The sequence below is a fragment of the Streptococcus sanguinis genome (genome assembly GCF_019929145.1).
Classification (GTDB): domain Bacteria; phylum Bacillota; class Bacilli; order Lactobacillales; family Streptococcaceae; genus Streptococcus; species Streptococcus sanguinis_U.
The window spans coordinates 260275-277213 of the sequence record NZ_JAHZOW010000002.1; the positions used below are offsets into that span (position 1 = coordinate 260275).

Genomic DNA, 16939 nt, shown 5'->3' on the forward strand with positions numbered 1-16939 from the left:
CATCCTAGTATAACAAAAAAATCCTAAATAAAACCAATTTAAAAACTGGAAATTAAGGGCTAGTATAATACTTTACTTGCCAAACTGTCTCTTTTTGTTTATATTAGTTCTATAAGGTTTCTTGGAGGCGTTTGCATGACGAAAAATCAGTTGAGGTTGAAATTGCTGGGAAGTTCGAGTGTCTTTCTCAATCAGGAGGAAGTCTTTTTTCCTTTTGCTAAAATCAATGCTCTGCTTTACTATCTCCACATCAATGGTGCAGTCAATCGGGAGGAGATTGCAGGAATCCTCTGGGAAAACAAGGATAATCAAACTGCCAAAAAGAATCTGCGCAATACCATTTATCAAGCTAACAAGCTACTAGGTGGGGAATGGATTGTCGCTCCCAACCGGACTGTGCTGTCGCTTAATCCCGAGTGTGCGATTGAAAGTGATGTAGAACTTTTTATGAGCCATCCTGCGGAGCATCTGTCGCTCTATCAGGGGGATTTTCTGCAGGGCTTCTATCTTAAGGACAGCGAGGCCTTTGATTATTGGGTTTCCAAGATGCGGACGCGATATGAGCAGCTTTATATCCAAGCCTGCTACCAACAGCTGGAAACAGAAAAAGACCAGCTGGATTTGGAAGAGGCTGAGCGGAATTTGCGCCGCTTGATCAGCATTGATGAGTTTGATGAGAAGAATTACCATCTGCTCATGAAGCTCTATCAGGATCATGATCGGCCAGGCAAGGTGATAGAGACTTATTATAAATTGGTCAATATTTTGGATAAGGAACTGGGCATTAGTCCTACGGAACCTATCCAGCAACTATATCATGAAGTGCTTGCTAAGGACCGTAGCGAGCGCAAGACCAAGCAGTTTCTGCGCAATACGGATCACTTTTTCGGGCGGGTCGATGAAATCAAACGTTTGGAATCTTATTTCTCCAAAGTGATAGAGACTCAGGAGGCGCGTGCTCTGGTTCTAGTCGGTGGTACTGGTGTCGGAAAGCGGACAGTGACTCGTCAAGTACTGGCCAATCAGACCAAGTATTTCCAGATTGTCATGGCGGAGTGCTTCAAGGAAGAGATGAAGGCAGAGTTGCAGCCTTGGCGTGGCTTGCTGGACGGCTTGGGCGACTTGGTCATTCAGCACCAGATTCTCTCTATCAACCAGTGGCAGGTCATTTTGGAGAGTTATTTTCCCATTTTGACAGGAGGCGCTTCAGATCTTCAGTTGGATGCGGACAAGCTGGCTCAGTTTGTGGTGGATATTCTGCAGAAGATTTCTAAGAAAAAGGCTTTGATTGTCTTGATTGAGGACTGTCACTGGATGGATAAGGCCAGTGTTGCTGTCTTGGAGCAGGTCATGAATCATTTGACTGGCTATCCTGTTGCCTTTGTGCTGACCAAGCATCTGAGCACCCCTTCTTATTTGGAACATTTTTTCAATCATCTGCTGGTACGCTATAAGCTAGGCTTTATTGAGCTGCAGCCGCTGAATTTTAAAGATAGTGTGGCTTACTTGCAAGCCCAGACAGGTCATCTAGCCATGTCTGAAGCACGCCTTGAGGATATTTATCGGGTCAGTCAAGGTATCCCTTTCTTCCTGTCGGAATACGCTGAGCAGCTCCTGCGAGGAGAGAAGTTTCATCCGCTGACTCCGGCCATCAAGGCCAAGCTGTCTCTGAAGTTGGATTACCTGAGCAGCCAAGAGGAGGAGTTGGTAGACTATCTGGCTTGCTTTAGGGCTCCTGCGTCGGTTTCGCTCTTAGCTAGGCTACTAGGTTTGCCGATGGAAGAAGTGGTCGAAATCACTGAGGAGTTTGGACAGAAGCAGCTCTTGATGGAAGAGGAGCAGGGCGAGGACTTGGTGGTGCGGTTCAGCCAGGAGCTTCTGAGAATCTATGCCTATGAGCGTTTATCGCTTGCCAAGAAGCGAATGCTGCATCACCAGATTGCCCAAGGCATGGAAGACCAGCTGGGAGACTCTCTCTATCATGCCCAGCTGCTCAATGAAATCGCCTATCACTACAAGCTGTCCAAGCAGCCCATTAAGTCTCTGGAGTACGAGCTGCATTATCTTGAGGCTACCTTGCAGTTTCATCATGAGCTCTTTCCGATTTATTCACGGGAGTTTGGCTTTATTGAAAAGACGGATGATAGCAATCAGTCAGTGGTTTTAGACCAGTTTGACCGTATCCGTCGGGAGATAGAGGGCTTAGAGAGAAAACACCAGAATCACAAGGATTTTCAGCTATTGGTTCTCCGCTTTCTCTATCTAGAAGGGCGCTATGCCATCCGGACAGGGGATTACCAGCAGGGGATGGACAATATCCAGCAGGTGATTGCTTCGGCCAAGGAGCTGCAGCAGATGGAGTTTCTCCTAGAAGGCTATCGGCAGATGATTTACTACTGCATCCAGACGGAGAATATCCCTGAGATGCGCTACTATACGGAATTGGCTCTGGATGCTTCGGTCCAGGCCAACAATCACGAAGCCATTGCCATCAATCTCCGGCTCAAGGGGCTCTATCATCTCATGATTGGGGATGAGGAGCAGTCGCTCCACCATCTCTACCAGTCTATCGACTGTTTCAGCTTGACGGCTTCGCTGCGTTCCAAGTACTCGATTCAGATTGCGGCGGCTCTAGACTATTTGGCAGAGATTGAGCAGATTCGCGGGAATTTTACGGCATCTCTGGCTCATCAGAAGGAGGCCATTAAGTTGACAGAAAATAAAACAGCAGAGCCTTCGATTTTTGCTTTCTACATCGGCTTGGGTATGACCTATTATCAGCTGAAAGATTATGAGCAGGCGGAGCGGATTTTCCTCAAGGCGAAAACAGCTCTGAAGTCCCTTAGCTTCCCTTGGAAAGAGACCCAGTTAGAAGTTTATTTGGCCTTGATTGGCTGTGAGAAGAGAGACTACCAGCCGGTGCTTGATCTGCTGCGGAAAAAGGATGGTCTTATAAGTCGCTACGGAAATCCGCGGGACAAGGGGCTGATCTACTATCTGATGGCTGTGATTAAGTATCGTCTGCTGACTGGCAGTTTGCAGAATGCAGACTTTGAAAACTTGCTGAATCAGGACTTTGAGACCTACTATGAAACGGCCAAAAGCCAGCTCAATCCCTACCGGGATCGTCATCAGCTAAAGGAATTAGAAAACTTATGCCAAGGCTTATCTCAGGCATTAAACACAAAATAAGAGAGGATGAAAGCAATGTTCATCCTCTTTTGATGTTTGTAATGAAGTTTTTAAATCCCCGTTAGTCATGTGCTTGTGCCCAGACTTGGGTCAGGTAAAAGACAAAGCTGGCTGCCAGATTAGCCGTATGGTTGTCTATATCGTGAGGTGGAGAGACTTCGACGATATCAAAGCCGATCAGTTTGCCTGACGCGGCGATATGCTGGAAGACCAAAACCGCTAGATTTGGGTCTACTCCTAACGACTGAATGGCACTGACACCAGGCGCTGCACCAGCTGCAAAGCAGTCAATATCAATGGTCAAATAGACCTGCTCCTTGCCGGCCAGAAAGACATCGACCGCTTTGCAGACTTCCTTGTAACCCATTTGGTACATATCCATTCCAGTCAGGAACTGGATAGCCTTGGATTTTGCCACAAAGTCAAAGAGAAAGAGATTGTTATTGTGCTCCTGAATCCCTAGAATGAGGTAGTTAAAGGCCTGCTTCTGAGCCAGAGTGTCATCGAACATCTGGCGAAAACCGGTGCCAGAGTTAGGACCAGTCTGGTCATAGGGACGCAAATCAAAGTGGGCATCCATATTGATAACGGCCAAGTCTTGGTCAGATGCTAGTGATGACTTGAGACCTAGATAGTGGCCGTAGGCTGTTTCGTGGCCGCCTCCTAGGACAATAGGCCGGAGATTGAGCTCTCGCAGACGTTTGACTGCCCGAGCCAAGCTTTGCTGCAGCTGCTCCAGAGAGCGGTTAGGACCGTCAATATCGCCAACATCAAAGACGCGGACGTTTCTGCCAAGATGCCAAGGAAGCTTGGCCAGCTGAGTTCGGATAGCTTGTGGTCCTTCGACAGCCCCCACTCGGCCGTGGTTGATATAAACCCCTTTGTCACTCTTGAAGCCAATCAAGGCAAAGTTGACCCCGTCAAAGGGTTTTAAGTGGGGATCATTTAAGTCCAAAAACTTAATAACCATACCCCATTTGGCAGCATATAAATCATCGTCTAGTCTCTTATGATAGTAGCTGTTATCTAGCTGATAGTAATCTTCTAACATGATTTTGTCCTTTTCCATAACGATACTTGCGACTTTATTATAAGAGTTTCCGCCAAGCCTGTCAATGACTTTTGGCGGGAAAAGAAGCCCAGCTGCATGAGAGCGGGCTTCTTAGGTTAGCTTTTTACAGAGGCATCAGCTTTAGAAGTGAATGCTCAAGTCCACAGCCTTTTCAACGGCTGCTAGGAATTCTTCGTTTTCAATCAGCTCAGAAGCCTTGTTGAGTTCTTCATAGATTTCGATATCCTTATCAAACTCGATAAAGCGGACATGCTGACGGAAGAGGTCGTAGGCTGGCTTGGTTCCTTTACCAAGTTCATGGTTTCCTGGTTTCAGATCCAGAGCTTGGCAGGCTGCCATGATTTCTGTTGCCACGATGCGGCGAGAATTCTTGAGAATCTCAGCTGCCTTGCGTGCTGCGGTAGTTCCCATGCTGACAAAGTCTTCTTGGTTTTCACAAGATGGGATAGAGTCTACGCTGGCTGGATGAGACAAGACCTTGTTTTCAGAAGCAAGCGAAGCACAAGCATACTGGGTAATCATAAAGCCAGAGTTGAGTCCTGGGTGTTTGACCAAGAAGGATGGTAGCTTGCTCAGTTGGCTGTTGACCAGACGTTCAACACGACGCTCGGATACATTTCCGATTTCAGAAATAGCGATACCGAGGAAGTCGAATGGCTGAGCCATTGGTTCTCCGTGGAAGTTACCGCCTGAGATAACATGGCCTTCCTTAGTAATGATAGGGTTATCTGTAACGGAGTTGATCTCAATCTCAACCTTGGTCTTGACATAAGCGATAGAGTCCTTGCTGGCACCATGAATCTGCGGAATACAACGCAGGGTGTAAGGGTCTTGGACCCGTTGTTGAGTGGCTACGGTCGTATTTCCACTGCCTTCCAGAAGGTTGCGGATATTGCGGGCTGTAGCCAGCTGTCCGCTCTGAGGACGGATGGTATGTAAGTCTTCTTCAAATGGACTGGTAATACCATTGTGGACTTCCATGGAAAGAGCACCAGCGACATCTGACAGTTTAAGAAGCTGGATGGCATCGTAGGTAGCCAGCGCTCCGATACCTGTCAGGACAGTCGTTCCGTTAATCAGCGCCAGCCCTTCCTTGGCTGCTAGAGCAATTTTTTCGATGCCGGCCTTGTCCAAAGCTTCTTGTCCAGAGAGCAATTCACCTTGATAGTAAGCACGACCCAGTCCTAGCATAGGCAGAACCATGTGAGCCAGCGGTGCCAAGTCACCAGAAGCACCGAGAGATCCTTTTTCCGGAATGTAAGGGACAACGCCTTTATTAAGTAATTCTAGGAGTTTTTCAACAGTAGAGAGACGGATACCAGAATAGCCCTTGACCAAGGAATTAATCCGAATTAACATAATCGCACGGACTGCATCTTCAGGTAGGGGATCACCAAAGCCTGAAGAGTGCGTACGGATTAGGTTTTCTTGCAGTTGAGTCGTATCTTCTGGTGAGATGCTGACATTACAGAGAGAGCCAAAGCCAGTTGTAACACCGTATACGACCCGCTTTTCGCGGACGATGTCATCTACGATTTTGCGGGAAGCTTCTACTGCTTTTTTAGCTTCTTGGTCGATTTCGCAGGTGGCTCTATGACGGGCTACTGCGATGACGTCTTCTAAAGTAAGGTGTTCGCCATCCAAATTGATTACATGTGTCATAAGATTCATTCTCCTTCTTGTTCAAGAACTTTATTTTTACAAATCAGTACTATATAGATAAAGTATACTGCACTGGCGATAAGGACACCGATGAGGCCGTAGACATAGTTCATTGGGTTTTCACCCCAAATCATGACGAGACTGACTAGAACCGCCAAAATTGGAATTACTGGACCAAATGGAACGCGGAAGACCACTTTCTTATCTGGATATTTCTTTCTTAATACTAGTACAGCTAGAGCAGTTGGGATGTATTGGAAGAAGCGGAAGACCACACTGAGAGCTGCTAATTCTTCAAATTTACCAGAGAAGAGCAGGGCGATGGCCAGGATTCCTGAAATAATAATAGCAACAATAGGGGCATTTTTAGAGTTGGTTTCTGCAATTTTCTTAGGAAGCAAACCTTCATTTGCGATAGCTGCACCATAACGTGGGACCATGATAGATTCCCCGATGTTAAGTCCAGCAATAGAAATCAGCGCTCCGATAGAAACAATCCATGCTCCAACAGGGCCAATCATCTCTACAAAGGCGTCTTGTACAGAGGCATCTGTTTGCAGGATACGGCTGCCTAACATGGCGATAGTTCCTGCGATAATCAGCATATAGAGAACAGAGACAATACTGATAGAGCCCAAAATAGCCCGAGGTACATTCTTTTCCGGATTGCGCATTTCACCAGCAACGATAGACATGGTTTCAAATCCGATAAATCCGTAGAAGATATAAATGGCTGTACTAGAGATAGCTTTCATGATATCTACGCCAGGTTCTAGCTGAAGAAACGGAGTGAAGTTTCCTTTGTCAATTCCTCCTTTGATGAAGAAAATCGCACATAGACTGAAAGCGACAATTGGGATGAGCTTTGCTACGGTTGCGGTCAAGGTGAACATTTTGGAAGTCTTAAGACCTGATATATTCATTAGACTGAGCAAAATAATCAGGCTCACACTGAGCAGAAGTTCATAGGGGGCAAAGGATTTAAAAGTAATGACAAAAAGTCTCGCAAATCCTGCTGCCATAGCAGACCAAGCGATGATGGTAACTGCCCAGCCTAGGAAGCCAACATTAAATCCGACAAAGTCTCCAAAGGCTGCTTTAGAATATTGGAAGGCTCCGCCATTTTTATTAAAATAACCAGCAGTTTCTGCCAAGCAGACGGCTAGGAGAATAACGAGAAGGGCAGTTCCAAGCATGACAGCTAGAGAGGCAGGACCAAGTCCTTTATAAATCTTTTGCGGTAGGAGGAAAATCCCTGATCCGATAACGGCATTGATACCGTAGAGAGTTGCACCGGAAAAGCTGAATTTCGCTTTTTCCTGTTCTTGTTCTTGTGCAGTGAGTTTAGTTGCATCCATAATAATGTTTCTCCTTTAGAGATATGGGATCCTTTCCAAGTAAAGATAGAATGGTGACAAAGCATCATGGTATCTTTACTTAGTAGGGATGTGGGTCAAACCAGCCCATATAGCAAGGGGCGTTCCCTTTGGCTGGTTACTCGAAAACATTATATGCAGCTCAGTTTCCTGAGTCTCTTTTTCCACTATCAGAAGCTGCTCTGCCTCTAGGTTAAGTGCTGGCAGGTTTGTTCCAGTCACCGTTAAATCACCTAAGGCATAGATAAATTGAATCTCTTCATCTCGGACAAGTTCTTGTTTATCCGAAATGGCAATCATCTGTCCCTGATAATGGTCGCTGTAGATTAAGTTAAAGTCGGTACAAGTCCCCCGACTTGTGATAGAATCACTCCCTTCAAAGACATAGGGAGTAAAGGGAGCTAGAACCGTTTCCTCCTGCCGGCTGGCATTGTGGAGATGAAGTGTGTGGTCCAGGCTCATGAGAATGCGGTGAAAGCCGCTGAGGTCAGAAAACTGACTTTCAGCCAACTCCACAGTCGCTGTTGAGAGTCGATAGTCAAAGTTCCGTTTGCCATAGTGGCCAGTTGGCGGGGAAAGATAAAGCTGTTTTGTCTTTCCCCCCGACCAATCGGAAACTTGAAAATCATTTACTCTTAGAAGGGTTACATTTGTCATTTTTGGTATTTATTAGAACAAACCGCTGATATTGCCGTCTTTGTCAACATCAATCTTTTCGCTGGCTGGCACTTTAGGCAGCCCTGGCATGGTCATGATTGCACCAGTCAGAGCAACGATAAAGCCTGCACCAGCAGAAACTTTGAGCTGGCTGATAGTCACAACAAAGTCTTTAGGCGCACCTAGCTTTTTAGCATCATCTGAGAAAGAGTACTGAGTCTTAGCCATACAGATAGGATAGTTGGAGAAGCCCAGCTCTTCCAGTTGTTTGAGCTCGCGTTTAGCAGCAGGAGTCAGGCGAACGCCCTTGCCTCCATAGACCTTAGTAACAATTTTGTTCAGCTTGGTCTCAATGGAGTCCTCTTCATTATATACAAATTGGAAGTGATTGTCTCCTTCGGCCAGTTCCACGACTTTTTCAGCCAACTCTTTGCCACCGGTTCCGCCATTTGCCCAAACGTCGGAAATCACGACGTCAACGCCGCGTTTTTGGCAGGCGTCATAAACTGCTTGCAATTCTGCTTCGGTATCCAGCGGGAATTTATTGATGGCAACGACTGCTGGCAATCCATAAACATCTTGAATGTTTTCCAGATGTTTTTCCAAGTTTGGCAGTCCATCTACAACGGCTTGGACATTTTCTTCAGCCAGATCACTCTTAGCCACACCGCCGTGCATCTTGAGAGCACGGATGGTAGCGACCAGAACTACAGCTGCTGGACGAAGTCCAGATGTACGACACTTGATATCAATGAATTTTTCAGCACCCAGGTCAGCACCGAAACCAGCTTCTGTGACTGCATAGTCGGCATATTTGAGAGCCAGCTTGGTAGCTAGGACACTGTTACAGCCATGGGCAATGTTGGCGAAAGGTCCGCCGTGAATCAAGGCTGGCGTGTGTTCCAGAGTTTGAACCAGGTTTGGATGGATAGCGTCTTTGAGCACAGCAGCCATAGCGCCACCAGCTTTCAAGTCCTTGGCAGTTACTGGCTTACCTTCAAAGCTGTAGCCAATGATAATTTTTTCCAAGCGGTTCTTGAGATCGGTAATATTTTCTGACAGACAGAGAATAGCCATAACCTCAGAAGCAACTGTAATATCAAACCCATCTTCACGCGGAACACCGTTGACTTTACCTTGCAAGCCGTCTACGATGTGGCGCAGTTGCCGGTCATTCATATCTACTGCCCGCTTCCAAGTGATGCGGCGAGAATCAATGCCTAAGGCATTGCCATGGTGGATGTGGTTGTCAATGAGGGCCGCCAGCAGATTGTTGGCAACACCGATGGCATGAAAGTCACCAGTGAAGTGGAGGTTGATATCCTCCATGGGTACAACCTGAGCGTGCCCACCGCCAGCAGCTCCGCCCTTGATACCAAAGACAGGTCCGAGTGAAGGTTCCCGCAGAGCGATAACGGCTTTTTTACCGATAGCAGCCAAAGCATCGACCAATCCGACAGAAGTCGTGGTCTTGCCTTCTCCGGCTGGTGTTGGAGAAATAGCTGTCACGAGAATCAGTTTGCCGTCTGGCTTGTCTTTTAAGGCTTCCAGTTGGCCAGCACTGATTTTTGCCTTGTAATTTCCATAAAGAGACAAGGCGTCCTCAGCAATTCCTAGCTTTTCTGCCACCTCTTTGATGGGCTTCATTTGAACCGAATTCGCAATTTCAATATCTGATAAAACCATATTGTTACCTCTTGAGAAGAGGAAGTCCATTCATAGGAATGAGCGGACTTATCTTCCATTTATCTATTAGACAACTTTCAAAATTTCTTGATAAATTTCATCTGCTAGGGCGCAGCCTTTTTGCAGGAGCTCTTCACCCTTGCTGCGGTAGTCTGCGACGAATGCTTCATCCTTGACACCTGACAGGTTGATGAGGACATTGAGCCAAGCCCCTTGCAGACCAGCCTTAAGGTTAAGAGCTGCTACCCCCAGGTCGCTGGCAGCATTGGTATTGGACTTGCCAACAGCCTTTTGAGTTGTTTGCAGGGCAGTCAAGATGTCTTCCATCATGCCATAAGGTGACTTGGTTGCTTCCTTGAGGGCTTGTTGCATAGCTTCCCGACGGGCAGCCTTGTCTTCCTCTGTCTCCTTAGGCATATCAAAGACGGCGGAGACTAGATTGAAGGCTTCAGTGTCCTTGTCAATAGCTGCGAGTAAGCTTTCTTGGAGGTGGGCACTTTCTGCGTGTACTTGAGCAATTTCTGCTTCAAATTCTGCGTATTTTTTCTTGCCAAGGGTCAATTCACAGACCATCTTGGTCAGGGAAATACCGTTCGCTGCGGAAAGAGCAGCGGCAGAGCCACCTCCTGGTGCAGGAGCATCTGAGCCTAGGACTTGAGCAAATTCTGTCAAACTTAAATCTACTAATTTCATAGGTTTCTGTCCTCCTAGCCCAGCAAATGGTTTTCCAGAACTTGCTTACCATAGTCAAAGTCTTCGATTTGCAGATAGTATTCTGCTGCGTCAATCAAAGCCTTGGCTGGAGCTAAACCGATAACTTCTGAGCCGAGGATTCCAACTCCGTAGCGCTTGGCTTCAAAGCGAACAGTTTCAAAGACACGATAGAGTGGGAATTTTTCCAGATTGACCATATTGATAGAAACCTGAGCAATGTTGCGGTCTTCCAGCATAACGCCAATCGCTTTACAGTACTTGTAACCACCGCTTGATCCGCGGATGATTTTGGCAATATTGTTGGCGATTTCCAGATTGTCTGTATCCAAGTTGATATTGTAGGCGATGAGCGGCATTCTGGCACCAACAGCAGTAACACCAGCGGTTGGGTGAATCTTTCTTTCACCGTAGTCAGGTGCCCAGTCAGCTTCCAAGAGTTTTTCAGGCATACCTTCAAACTGTCCTTTACGAACCTTAGCCAAGTTCTTACGCTCAGGACGAGTCGCTGCATCTTCATAGAGGAAGATAGGAATACCGAGCTCACGATTGATCCGCTCAGATACGGTCTTCGCAATTTCTACGCATTCCTCACTTGTGATGTCCTTGATAGGTACAAAAGGCAGGACATCAGTTGCGCCCATACGAGGGTGTTCACCTTGGTGCTTGGTCAAGTCAATATTTTCAGAAGCGTATTTAACCAAACGGAAGGCCACTTCCTGAATATTTTGATCATCGCCGACCAAGGTAAAGACGCTGCGGTTGTGGCTGGCATCAGAAGAGTGGTCCAAAAGTGTTACGCCTGGCACGCTCTTAGCTGTTTCCACTAGACCGTCAATGACCGCTTGGTTGCGGCCTTCAGAAAAGTTAGGAATACATTCAACAATTTTTGCCATAAGATATTACCTCGTGATATCAATAATTTTAATTTATAATATGAACTTAATGAAGCAGAACCTTCTCCTGAGCCAGGTTGATACCCAGCTCAGGCCGGAAGTTGGGGGACAAGTTTTTTCTATTCGAACAATTTCTTAACAGATTCTTTGACCAAATCTTCGTCAGTTAAGTACGGAATGGTAATGTGGTCTGTGCCTTGGTGGAGGCGGTTGTACTCGATAGCAGTTTCGATGGCATGCTCATTACGTGCCCAGTTACGACGTGCAACTCCGCCGATCGTATCCCAAGCGATAGCAGATTTGATGATTTCATCAATGCGTTCGCTGCCGTCCAGTACCAAGCCAAAACCACCGTTGATCGCTTTACCGATACCAGTTCCACCACCGTTGTGGAGAGCTACCAGACTCATACCACGAGCGGCATTACCAGCGTAACATTGCACAGCCATGTCGCAAGTAACATTTGAACCATCCTTGATATTGGAAGTTTCGCGGAATGGAGAGTCAGTACCAGATACGTCGTGGTGGTCACGACCAATCATGACAGGACCAATCTTTCCTTCGCGGACTAATTCATTGAACTTGAGGGCGATATTGACGCGTCCCATACAGTCTTGGTAGAGAATCCGAGCCTGAGTTCCAACAACCAACTGGTTCTTCTCAGCATCACGGATCCAGTTATAGTTATCGCGGTCTTGGTAGCGACGGTTAGGGTCAATCACTTCCATAGCTGCATGGTCAGTAGCGACTAGATCTTCGTGCTTACCGCTCAGACATACCCAACGGAAAGGACCATAACCATAGTCAAAGAGCATTGGCCCCATGATATCTTCTACATAAGAAGGCCAGATGAAGCCGTCTTTGTCGTCAAAGCCATTCTTAGAAATTTCCTTGATGCCAGAGTCATAGACTGCCTTCATAAAGGCATTACCGTAGTCAAAGAAGTAGGTGCCGTTGTTAGTCAAGGCCTTGATTGCCTTGAAGTGACGTTCCAAGGTTTGGTCAACCAACTTAGCAAAGGTTTCCTTGTCTTCAGCTAGGAGGCGAGTCCGCTCTTCAAAGCTGATACCAGCTGGACAGTAACCGCCGTCATAAACATTGTGGCAAGAAGTTTGGTCAGACAGCAAATCGACATGGATATTGTTCTCGTTGACATATTCCAATAGGTCTACGATGTTACCATGATAGGCAATAGAAGTTGATTCGCCAGCTTCCAGAGCTTTTTGAGCCAAGTCGATGGCTTCCTTCGGACTTTCAGCCAATTGGCTAATCCAGCCTTGTGAATGGCGAGTTTCAATCCGAGATTGGTCTACTTCAGCTACGATTGCCACAGCTTTAGCAATTTCGGCTGCTTTCCCTTGAGCTCCACTCATGCCGCCCAGACCAGAAGAGATGAAGAGTTTGCCAGTCAGGTCGCCATCATCAGCTACACCCAGTTTCAAGCGCCCAGCATTGAGGAGGGTGTTGAAAGTACCATGGACGATACCTTGAGGGCCGATGTACATCCAGCCGCCAGCTGTCATTTGACCATAGTTGGTCACGCCCATTTCTTCTGCAATTTCCCAGTCCTTCATGTTGTCGTATTCACCGACCAAGAGGCCATTGGTGATGATAACACGAGGTGCTTCTGGTTTAGATTTGAAAAGTCCAAGTGGATGGCCAGATTCCACGACCAAGGTTTGATGGTCGGTCATGATTTCCAAGTATTTCTTGATCAGGTTGTACTGCATCCAGTTAGCGCAGACAGATCCAGTTTCTCCGTAGGTAACCAATTCATAAGGATAGAGGGCGATTTCAAAGCTCAGGTTGTTGTCAATCATGACCTGCATAGCCTTAGCTGCAGTACAGTTCCCTTTATATTCATCAATTGGTTTACCATAGATGCGTTCTTTTGGACGCCAGCGGTAGCCATAAATCCGTCCGCGAGTTTTCAGTTCTTCCAAGAATTCCGGAATCACTTCCTCATGGAATCTCTTTGGAATATAGCGAAGGGCATTTTTTAAAGCAATTTCGGTTTGAGCTTGAGTCAAACGGAAGCCCCGGTCAGGTGCTCGGCGGATGCCTTCTTGGAAAACTGTTTTTTCAGGCAGTACATCGTCTAATTTGACGGTCATTGCTGCTGCAATTTCATTTTCGCTAAAGTATGACATGAAAAATCCTCCTTTTAGTCAAGTGTAAAATATCTTTCTCCTACATTCTATAAGACTCCCGTCCATAAAGAGTCAAGAAAATGACAAAAACAGTAAAAAAAGTGGGGCTCCTATCTTTTACAAGCTTTTGACTATAATTTGACGATAGTGTATTATGATGAAAAGCAAATATGTCGGAAAATGAAATGGAGGAACAAGCATGACTGCTGATTTACTATTAACTCACTTTAATCAAGTCTTCTGTCCCAAGGACCTCGGACATCCCCTTTTTGGTGAGGAGATGAAGGAAGCTCAGGTTTTGGAAGACGGCTACATTGCAGTCAAAGACGGCAAAATCCTAGCAGTTGGCAGCGGAGAGCCGAATGCCAGTCTGGTTGGACCAGATACTAAGATTCAGTCTTATGAGGGCAAGATTGCTACACCTGGCTTGATCGACTGTCACACTCATTTGGTCTACGGCGGCAGCCGGGAACATGAATTTGCTAAGAAATTAGCCGGTGTCCCTTATCTGGAAATTCTTGCTCAAGGTGGTGGTATTCTCAGTACGGTTCGGGCGACACGAGAAGCTTCTTTTGATACTCTCTACGATAAGTCCAAGAGGTTACTGGATTATATGCTGCTTCATGGGGTGACGACTGTCGAGGCCAAGAGTGGCTATGGTCTGTACTGGGAAACAGAGAAGCGCCAGCTAGATGTCGTTGGGGCTCTAGACCGTGACCACGTGATTGATCTCGTTTCTACCTTTATGGCTGCCCACGCCGTTCCACCAGAATATAAGGGACATTCTCAGGAATATCTGGAGCTCATCGTTGAGGAAATGTTGCCTCGGGTAAAAGCAGAAAATCTAGCTGAATTCTGTGATATTTTCTGTGAAAAAGGCGTCTTTACAGCTGATGAGTCACGCTACCTGCTTTCTAAGGCTAAGGAAATGGGCTTCAAGCTCCGTATCCATGCTGATGAAATCGAATCTATTGGTGGAGTAGATGTAGCAGCTGAACTGGGAGCAACTAGTGCAGAGCACTTGATGGTAGCGACCGATGAGGGCATTCGCAAGATGGCAGAAGCTAAGGTTATCGGCAATCTCCTACCAGCAACTACCTTCAGTCTGATGGAAGATACCTATGCACCAGCCCGCAAGATGCTGGAAGCTGGTATGGCTATCACTCTGACTACCGACAGCAATCCAGGCTCCTGTCCAACTGCTAACCTGCAGTTCGTCATGCAGCTGGGCTGCTTTATGATGCGTCTGACGCCAGTAGAAGTTCTTAACGCTGTAACCATCAATGCGGCTTACTCAGTTAACCGTCAAGATAAGATTGGCAGCTTTGATACTGGCAAGCAGGCTGACATTACCATCCTAGACGCTAAGAATATCGACTATCCACTTTATTTCTTTGCGACTAACCTGACCCATCAGGTCTACAAGGCTGGAAAACTGGTCGTCGATCAAGGTAGAATTGTCTAGCCTCTCTAAAAACGAATCGTATTTTTCGGACTCTCTCTGGTGACAGGGAGAGTTTTCTTTATATCAAAACTTTCCCTTGCCATTCTGCCGGAAGTCTGCTATAATAGTTATTTGTGAGCAAACCTCACTTACCCCTTGCAAAGCCTTGGGGTCATTAGACCAAAAGGAGGAAAAATCAATGGCTAAATACGAAATTCTTTATATTATTCGTCCAAACATTGAAGAAGAAGCTAAAAACGCTTTAGTAGCACGCTTTGACTCTATCTTGACTGACAATGGTGCAACTGTTGTTGAATCAAAAGACTGGGAAAAACGTCGTCTTGCATACGAAATCCAAGATTTCCGTGAAGGACTTTACCACATTGTTAACGTTGAAGCAAACGACGATGCAGCTCTTAAAGAGTTTGACCGTCTTTCAAAAATCAACGCTGACATTCTTCGTCACATGATCGTCAAACTTGACGCTTAAGAAGGTAGACTATGATTAATAACGTTGTACTGGTGGGTCGCATGACCCGTGATGCCGAGCTTCGCTATACTCCGCAGAACCAAGCGGTCGCAACATTTACTCTGGCTGTCAATCGCAACTTTAAAAATCAAAGTGGCGAGCGAGAAGCAGACTTTATCAATGTTGTCATCTGGCGCCAGCAGGCAGAAAATCTTGCAAACTGGGCTAAAAAAGGAGCCCTGATCGGAATTACAGGCCGTATTCAAACGCGTAACTACGAGAATCAGCAAGGCCAGCGTGTCTATGTCACAGAAGTTGTTGCGGACAATTTCCAACTCTTGGAAAGCCGCTCTAATCGTGAAGGTCAGTCATCTGGCGGTTACGGTGGAAACAGCTTTGGCGGCAGTTCTGCTCCAAGTTATGGCAGTGCAGACTCGTCTAACCAAGTACCGAACTTTTCTCGTGATGAGAGCCCATTCGGCAATTCTAACCCGATGGATATCTCAGACGACGATCTACCTTTCTAAGGACCGAATCTAACTATAATATAAAGGAGAAAACACATGGCTCAACAACGTCGTGGCGGATTCAAACGCCGTAAAAAAGTTGATTACATCGCAGCGAACAAAATTGAATATGTTGATTACAAAGATACTGAGCTTCTTAGCCGTTTCGTTTCAGAACGTGGGAAAATCCTTCCTCGTCGTGTAACAGGAACTTCAGCTAAAAACCAACGTAAAGTAACAACAGCTATCAAACGCGCTCGCGTAATGGCTTTGATGCCTTTCGTAAATGAAGACTAATTCGATTAACAGCAGGCTCTAGCTTGCTGTTTTTTTATTTTATCATTGACAAAATGTCAGTGGAGTGCTATACTGACCACAAGGAGGCAGAAATCATGCGTGATGTCAAGGAAGTAGAGGTACGGCGGGCGGAGATTATGTCTGCAGCCTTACAGCTCTTTGCCCAAAAAGGCTATCTAAAGACAAGAACTCAAGACATTATTGATAAGCTTGGAATTTCTCGAGGCCTGCTTTACTATCATTTTAAGGATAAGGAAGACATTCTCTATTGTCTGATTGAAAAGAACTCTGAGCCCTTGCTGAGAAAGCTCGAAACAATCAGCTATCAGCCAAATGTCGGAGCTAAGGAAAAAATCAGAACTTTTATTGAGGCAACCCTTATCCCAGAGGAGAGCAGAACACAGGAAAATCAAGTCTTGCAGGAAACAGTCAATTTAGAGACCAATCGTTATGTCTTGGATCGCTTTTATCATAGACTCTGTGAGCGGATGATTGTTTTCTTCACTCATATCTTGGAGGAAGGTCAGAAATCTGGAGATTTTCATTTAAAATATCCGCATGAGACGGCTTCTTTTCTCATGACTGCCTACGTATTTGTGTCCAATGATATCAAGATGAGTCAGGAAAAACCAGAAACTTTGCAGGATTATCTCACCAGCTTCCAGGCAATCCTAGAAAGAAGCTTAGGATTAGAAGAATCTATTTTTTAGAATAATCGGCAGTTTTCTGCCTTTTATTTAGAAATAGAACTGACAAAATGTCAGTTTGGATTTTCAATCTTTTAATCCTGATATTTAAAAAAATTTTACGCCAATACTGAC

Annotated in this window: 14 protein-coding genes; 6 read left to right on the forward strand and 8 right to left on the reverse strand. The window is 46.0% G+C overall.

Going from position 1 to position 16939, the window contains the following annotated elements:
* The first annotated feature begins 135 nt into the window (after positions 1-135).
* Positions 136-3192 carry an AAA family ATPase gene (locus tag K1I94_RS07000; protein WP_223314875.1) on the forward strand — a complete coding sequence of 1019 codons (3057 nt, stop codon included), beginning with the start codon at positions 136-138 and terminating at the stop codon, positions 3190-3192.
* Positions 3193-3253: 61 nt separating this feature from the next.
* On the opposite strand, the gene hutG is transcribed toward K1I94_RS07000, so the two are convergent.
* The 8 genes from hutG to K1I94_RS07040 all read right to left on the reverse strand — a co-directional run bounded on the left by hutG (position 3254) and on the right by K1I94_RS07040 (position 13402).
* The gene (gene hutG / locus K1I94_RS07005) at positions 3254-4243 is read right to left on the reverse strand and encodes a formimidoylglutamase (protein WP_317627936.1); all 990 of its coding nucleotides are present in this window, start codon (positions 4241-4243) and stop codon (positions 3254-3256) included.
* 141 nt (positions 4244-4384) lie between these two features.
* Complete coding sequence (gene hutH, locus K1I94_RS07010; protein ID WP_223314877.1) at positions 4385-5926, reverse strand: histidine ammonia-lyase; 1542 nt, start codon at positions 5924-5926, stop codon at positions 4385-4387.
* Between the two features lie 5 nt (positions 5927-5931).
* Positions 5932-7284 (reverse strand): APC family permease, encoded by a 1353-nt coding sequence (locus K1I94_RS07015; protein ID WP_125340397.1) that lies wholly within the window; start codon positions 7282-7284, stop codon positions 5932-5934.
* A gap of 75 nt (positions 7285-7359) precedes the next feature.
* On the reverse strand, positions 7360-7959 hold the full coding sequence (locus K1I94_RS07020) for a HutD/Ves family protein (protein ID WP_223314878.1): 600 nt from the start codon (positions 7957-7959) through the stop codon (positions 7360-7362).
* Positions 7960-7971: 12 nt separating this feature from the next.
* Positions 7972-9645 (reverse strand): formate--tetrahydrofolate ligase, encoded by a 1674-nt coding sequence (locus K1I94_RS07025; RefSeq protein WP_223314879.1) that lies wholly within the window; start codon positions 9643-9645, stop codon positions 7972-7974.
* 66 nt (positions 9646-9711) lie between these two features.
* Positions 9712-10338: a cyclodeaminase/cyclohydrolase family protein gene (locus K1I94_RS07030; protein ID WP_223314880.1), complete on the reverse strand. Its 627-nt coding sequence runs from the start codon at positions 10336-10338 to the stop codon at positions 9712-9714.
* 14 nt (positions 10339-10352) lie between these two features.
* A complete protein-coding gene (gene ftcD, locus K1I94_RS07035) occupies positions 10353-11252 on the reverse strand; it encodes a glutamate formimidoyltransferase (protein ID WP_101771756.1) in 900 nt (299 codons plus the stop codon).
* Positions 11253-11371: 119 nt separating this feature from the next.
* Positions 11372-13402, reverse strand: a complete 2031-nt coding sequence (locus tag K1I94_RS07040) for a urocanate hydratase (protein ID WP_223314881.1) — start codon at positions 13400-13402, stop codon at positions 11372-11374.
* Positions 13403-13601: 199 nt separating this feature from the next.
* Between K1I94_RS07040 and hutI the strand changes: the two genes are divergently transcribed.
* The 5 genes from hutI to K1I94_RS07065 all read left to right on the forward strand — a co-directional run bounded on the left by hutI (position 13602) and on the right by K1I94_RS07065 (position 16828).
* The gene (gene hutI, locus K1I94_RS07045) at positions 13602-14867 is read left to right on the forward strand and encodes an imidazolonepropionase (RefSeq protein ID WP_223314882.1); all 1266 of its coding nucleotides are present in this window, start codon (positions 13602-13604) and stop codon (positions 14865-14867) included.
* 178 nt (positions 14868-15045) lie between these two features.
* Complete coding sequence (gene rpsF / locus K1I94_RS07050; RefSeq protein WP_002896497.1) at positions 15046-15336, forward strand: 30S ribosomal protein S6; 291 nt, start codon at positions 15046-15048, stop codon at positions 15334-15336.
* A gap of 11 nt (positions 15337-15347) precedes the next feature.
* Complete coding sequence (locus tag K1I94_RS07055) at positions 15348-15842, forward strand: single-stranded DNA-binding protein (RefSeq protein ID WP_002896496.1); 495 nt, start codon at positions 15348-15350, stop codon at positions 15840-15842.
* A 36-nt stretch (positions 15843-15878) separates the two neighbouring features.
* A complete protein-coding gene (gene rpsR / locus K1I94_RS07060) occupies positions 15879-16118 on the forward strand; it encodes a 30S ribosomal protein S18 (protein WP_000068664.1) in 240 nt (79 codons plus the stop codon).
* Between the two features lie 53 nt (positions 16119-16171).
* Positions 16172-16828, forward strand: a complete 657-nt coding sequence (locus K1I94_RS07065) for a TetR/AcrR family transcriptional regulator (RefSeq protein WP_002915922.1) — start codon at positions 16172-16174, stop codon at positions 16826-16828.
* Positions 16829-16939: the final 111 nt, after the last annotated feature.

What these genes read in the sequence shown, in the direction of transcription:
- K1I94_RS07000 (WP_223314875.1), top strand. Translation starts at nt 136, where the DNA reads ATGACGAAAAATCAGTTGAGGTTGAAATTGCTGGGAAGTTCGAGTGTC.
- hutG (WP_317627936.1), bottom strand. Translation starts at nt 4,243, where the DNA reads ATGTTAGAAGATTACTATCAGCTAGATAACAGCTACTATCATAAGAGA.
- hutH (WP_223314877.1), bottom strand. Translation starts at nt 5,926, where the DNA reads ATGACACATGTAATCAATTTGGATGGCGAACACCTTACTTTAGAAGAC.
- K1I94_RS07015 (WP_125340397.1), bottom strand. Translation starts at nt 7,284, where the DNA reads ATGGATGCAACTAAACTCACTGCACAAGAACAAGAACAGGAAAAAGCG.
- K1I94_RS07020 (WP_223314878.1), bottom strand. Translation starts at nt 7,959, where the DNA reads ATGACAAATGTAACCCTTCTAAGAGTAAATGATTTTCAAGTTTCCGAT.
- K1I94_RS07025 (WP_223314879.1), bottom strand. Translation starts at nt 9,645, where the DNA reads ATGGTTTTATCAGATATTGAAATTGCGAATTCGGTTCAAATGAAGCCC.
- K1I94_RS07030 (WP_223314880.1), bottom strand. Translation starts at nt 10,338, where the DNA reads ATGAAATTAGTAGATTTAAGTTTGACAGAATTTGCTCAAGTCCTAGGC.
- ftcD (WP_101771756.1), bottom strand. Translation starts at nt 11,252, where the DNA reads ATGGCAAAAATTGTTGAATGTATTCCTAACTTTTCTGAAGGCCGCAAC.
- K1I94_RS07040 (WP_223314881.1), bottom strand. Translation starts at nt 13,402, where the DNA reads ATGTCATACTTTAGCGAAAATGAAATTGCAGCAGCAATGACCGTCAAA.
- hutI (WP_223314882.1), top strand. Translation starts at nt 13,602, where the DNA reads ATGACTGCTGATTTACTATTAACTCACTTTAATCAAGTCTTCTGTCCC.
- rpsF (WP_002896497.1), top strand. Translation starts at nt 15,046, where the DNA reads ATGGCTAAATACGAAATTCTTTATATTATTCGTCCAAACATTGAAGAA.
- K1I94_RS07055 (WP_002896496.1), top strand. Translation starts at nt 15,348, where the DNA reads ATGATTAATAACGTTGTACTGGTGGGTCGCATGACCCGTGATGCCGAG.
- rpsR (WP_000068664.1), top strand. Translation starts at nt 15,879, where the DNA reads ATGGCTCAACAACGTCGTGGCGGATTCAAACGCCGTAAAAAAGTTGAT.
- K1I94_RS07065 (WP_002915922.1), top strand. Translation starts at nt 16,172, where the DNA reads ATGTCAGTGGAGTGCTATACTGACCACAAGGAGGCAGAAATCATGCGT.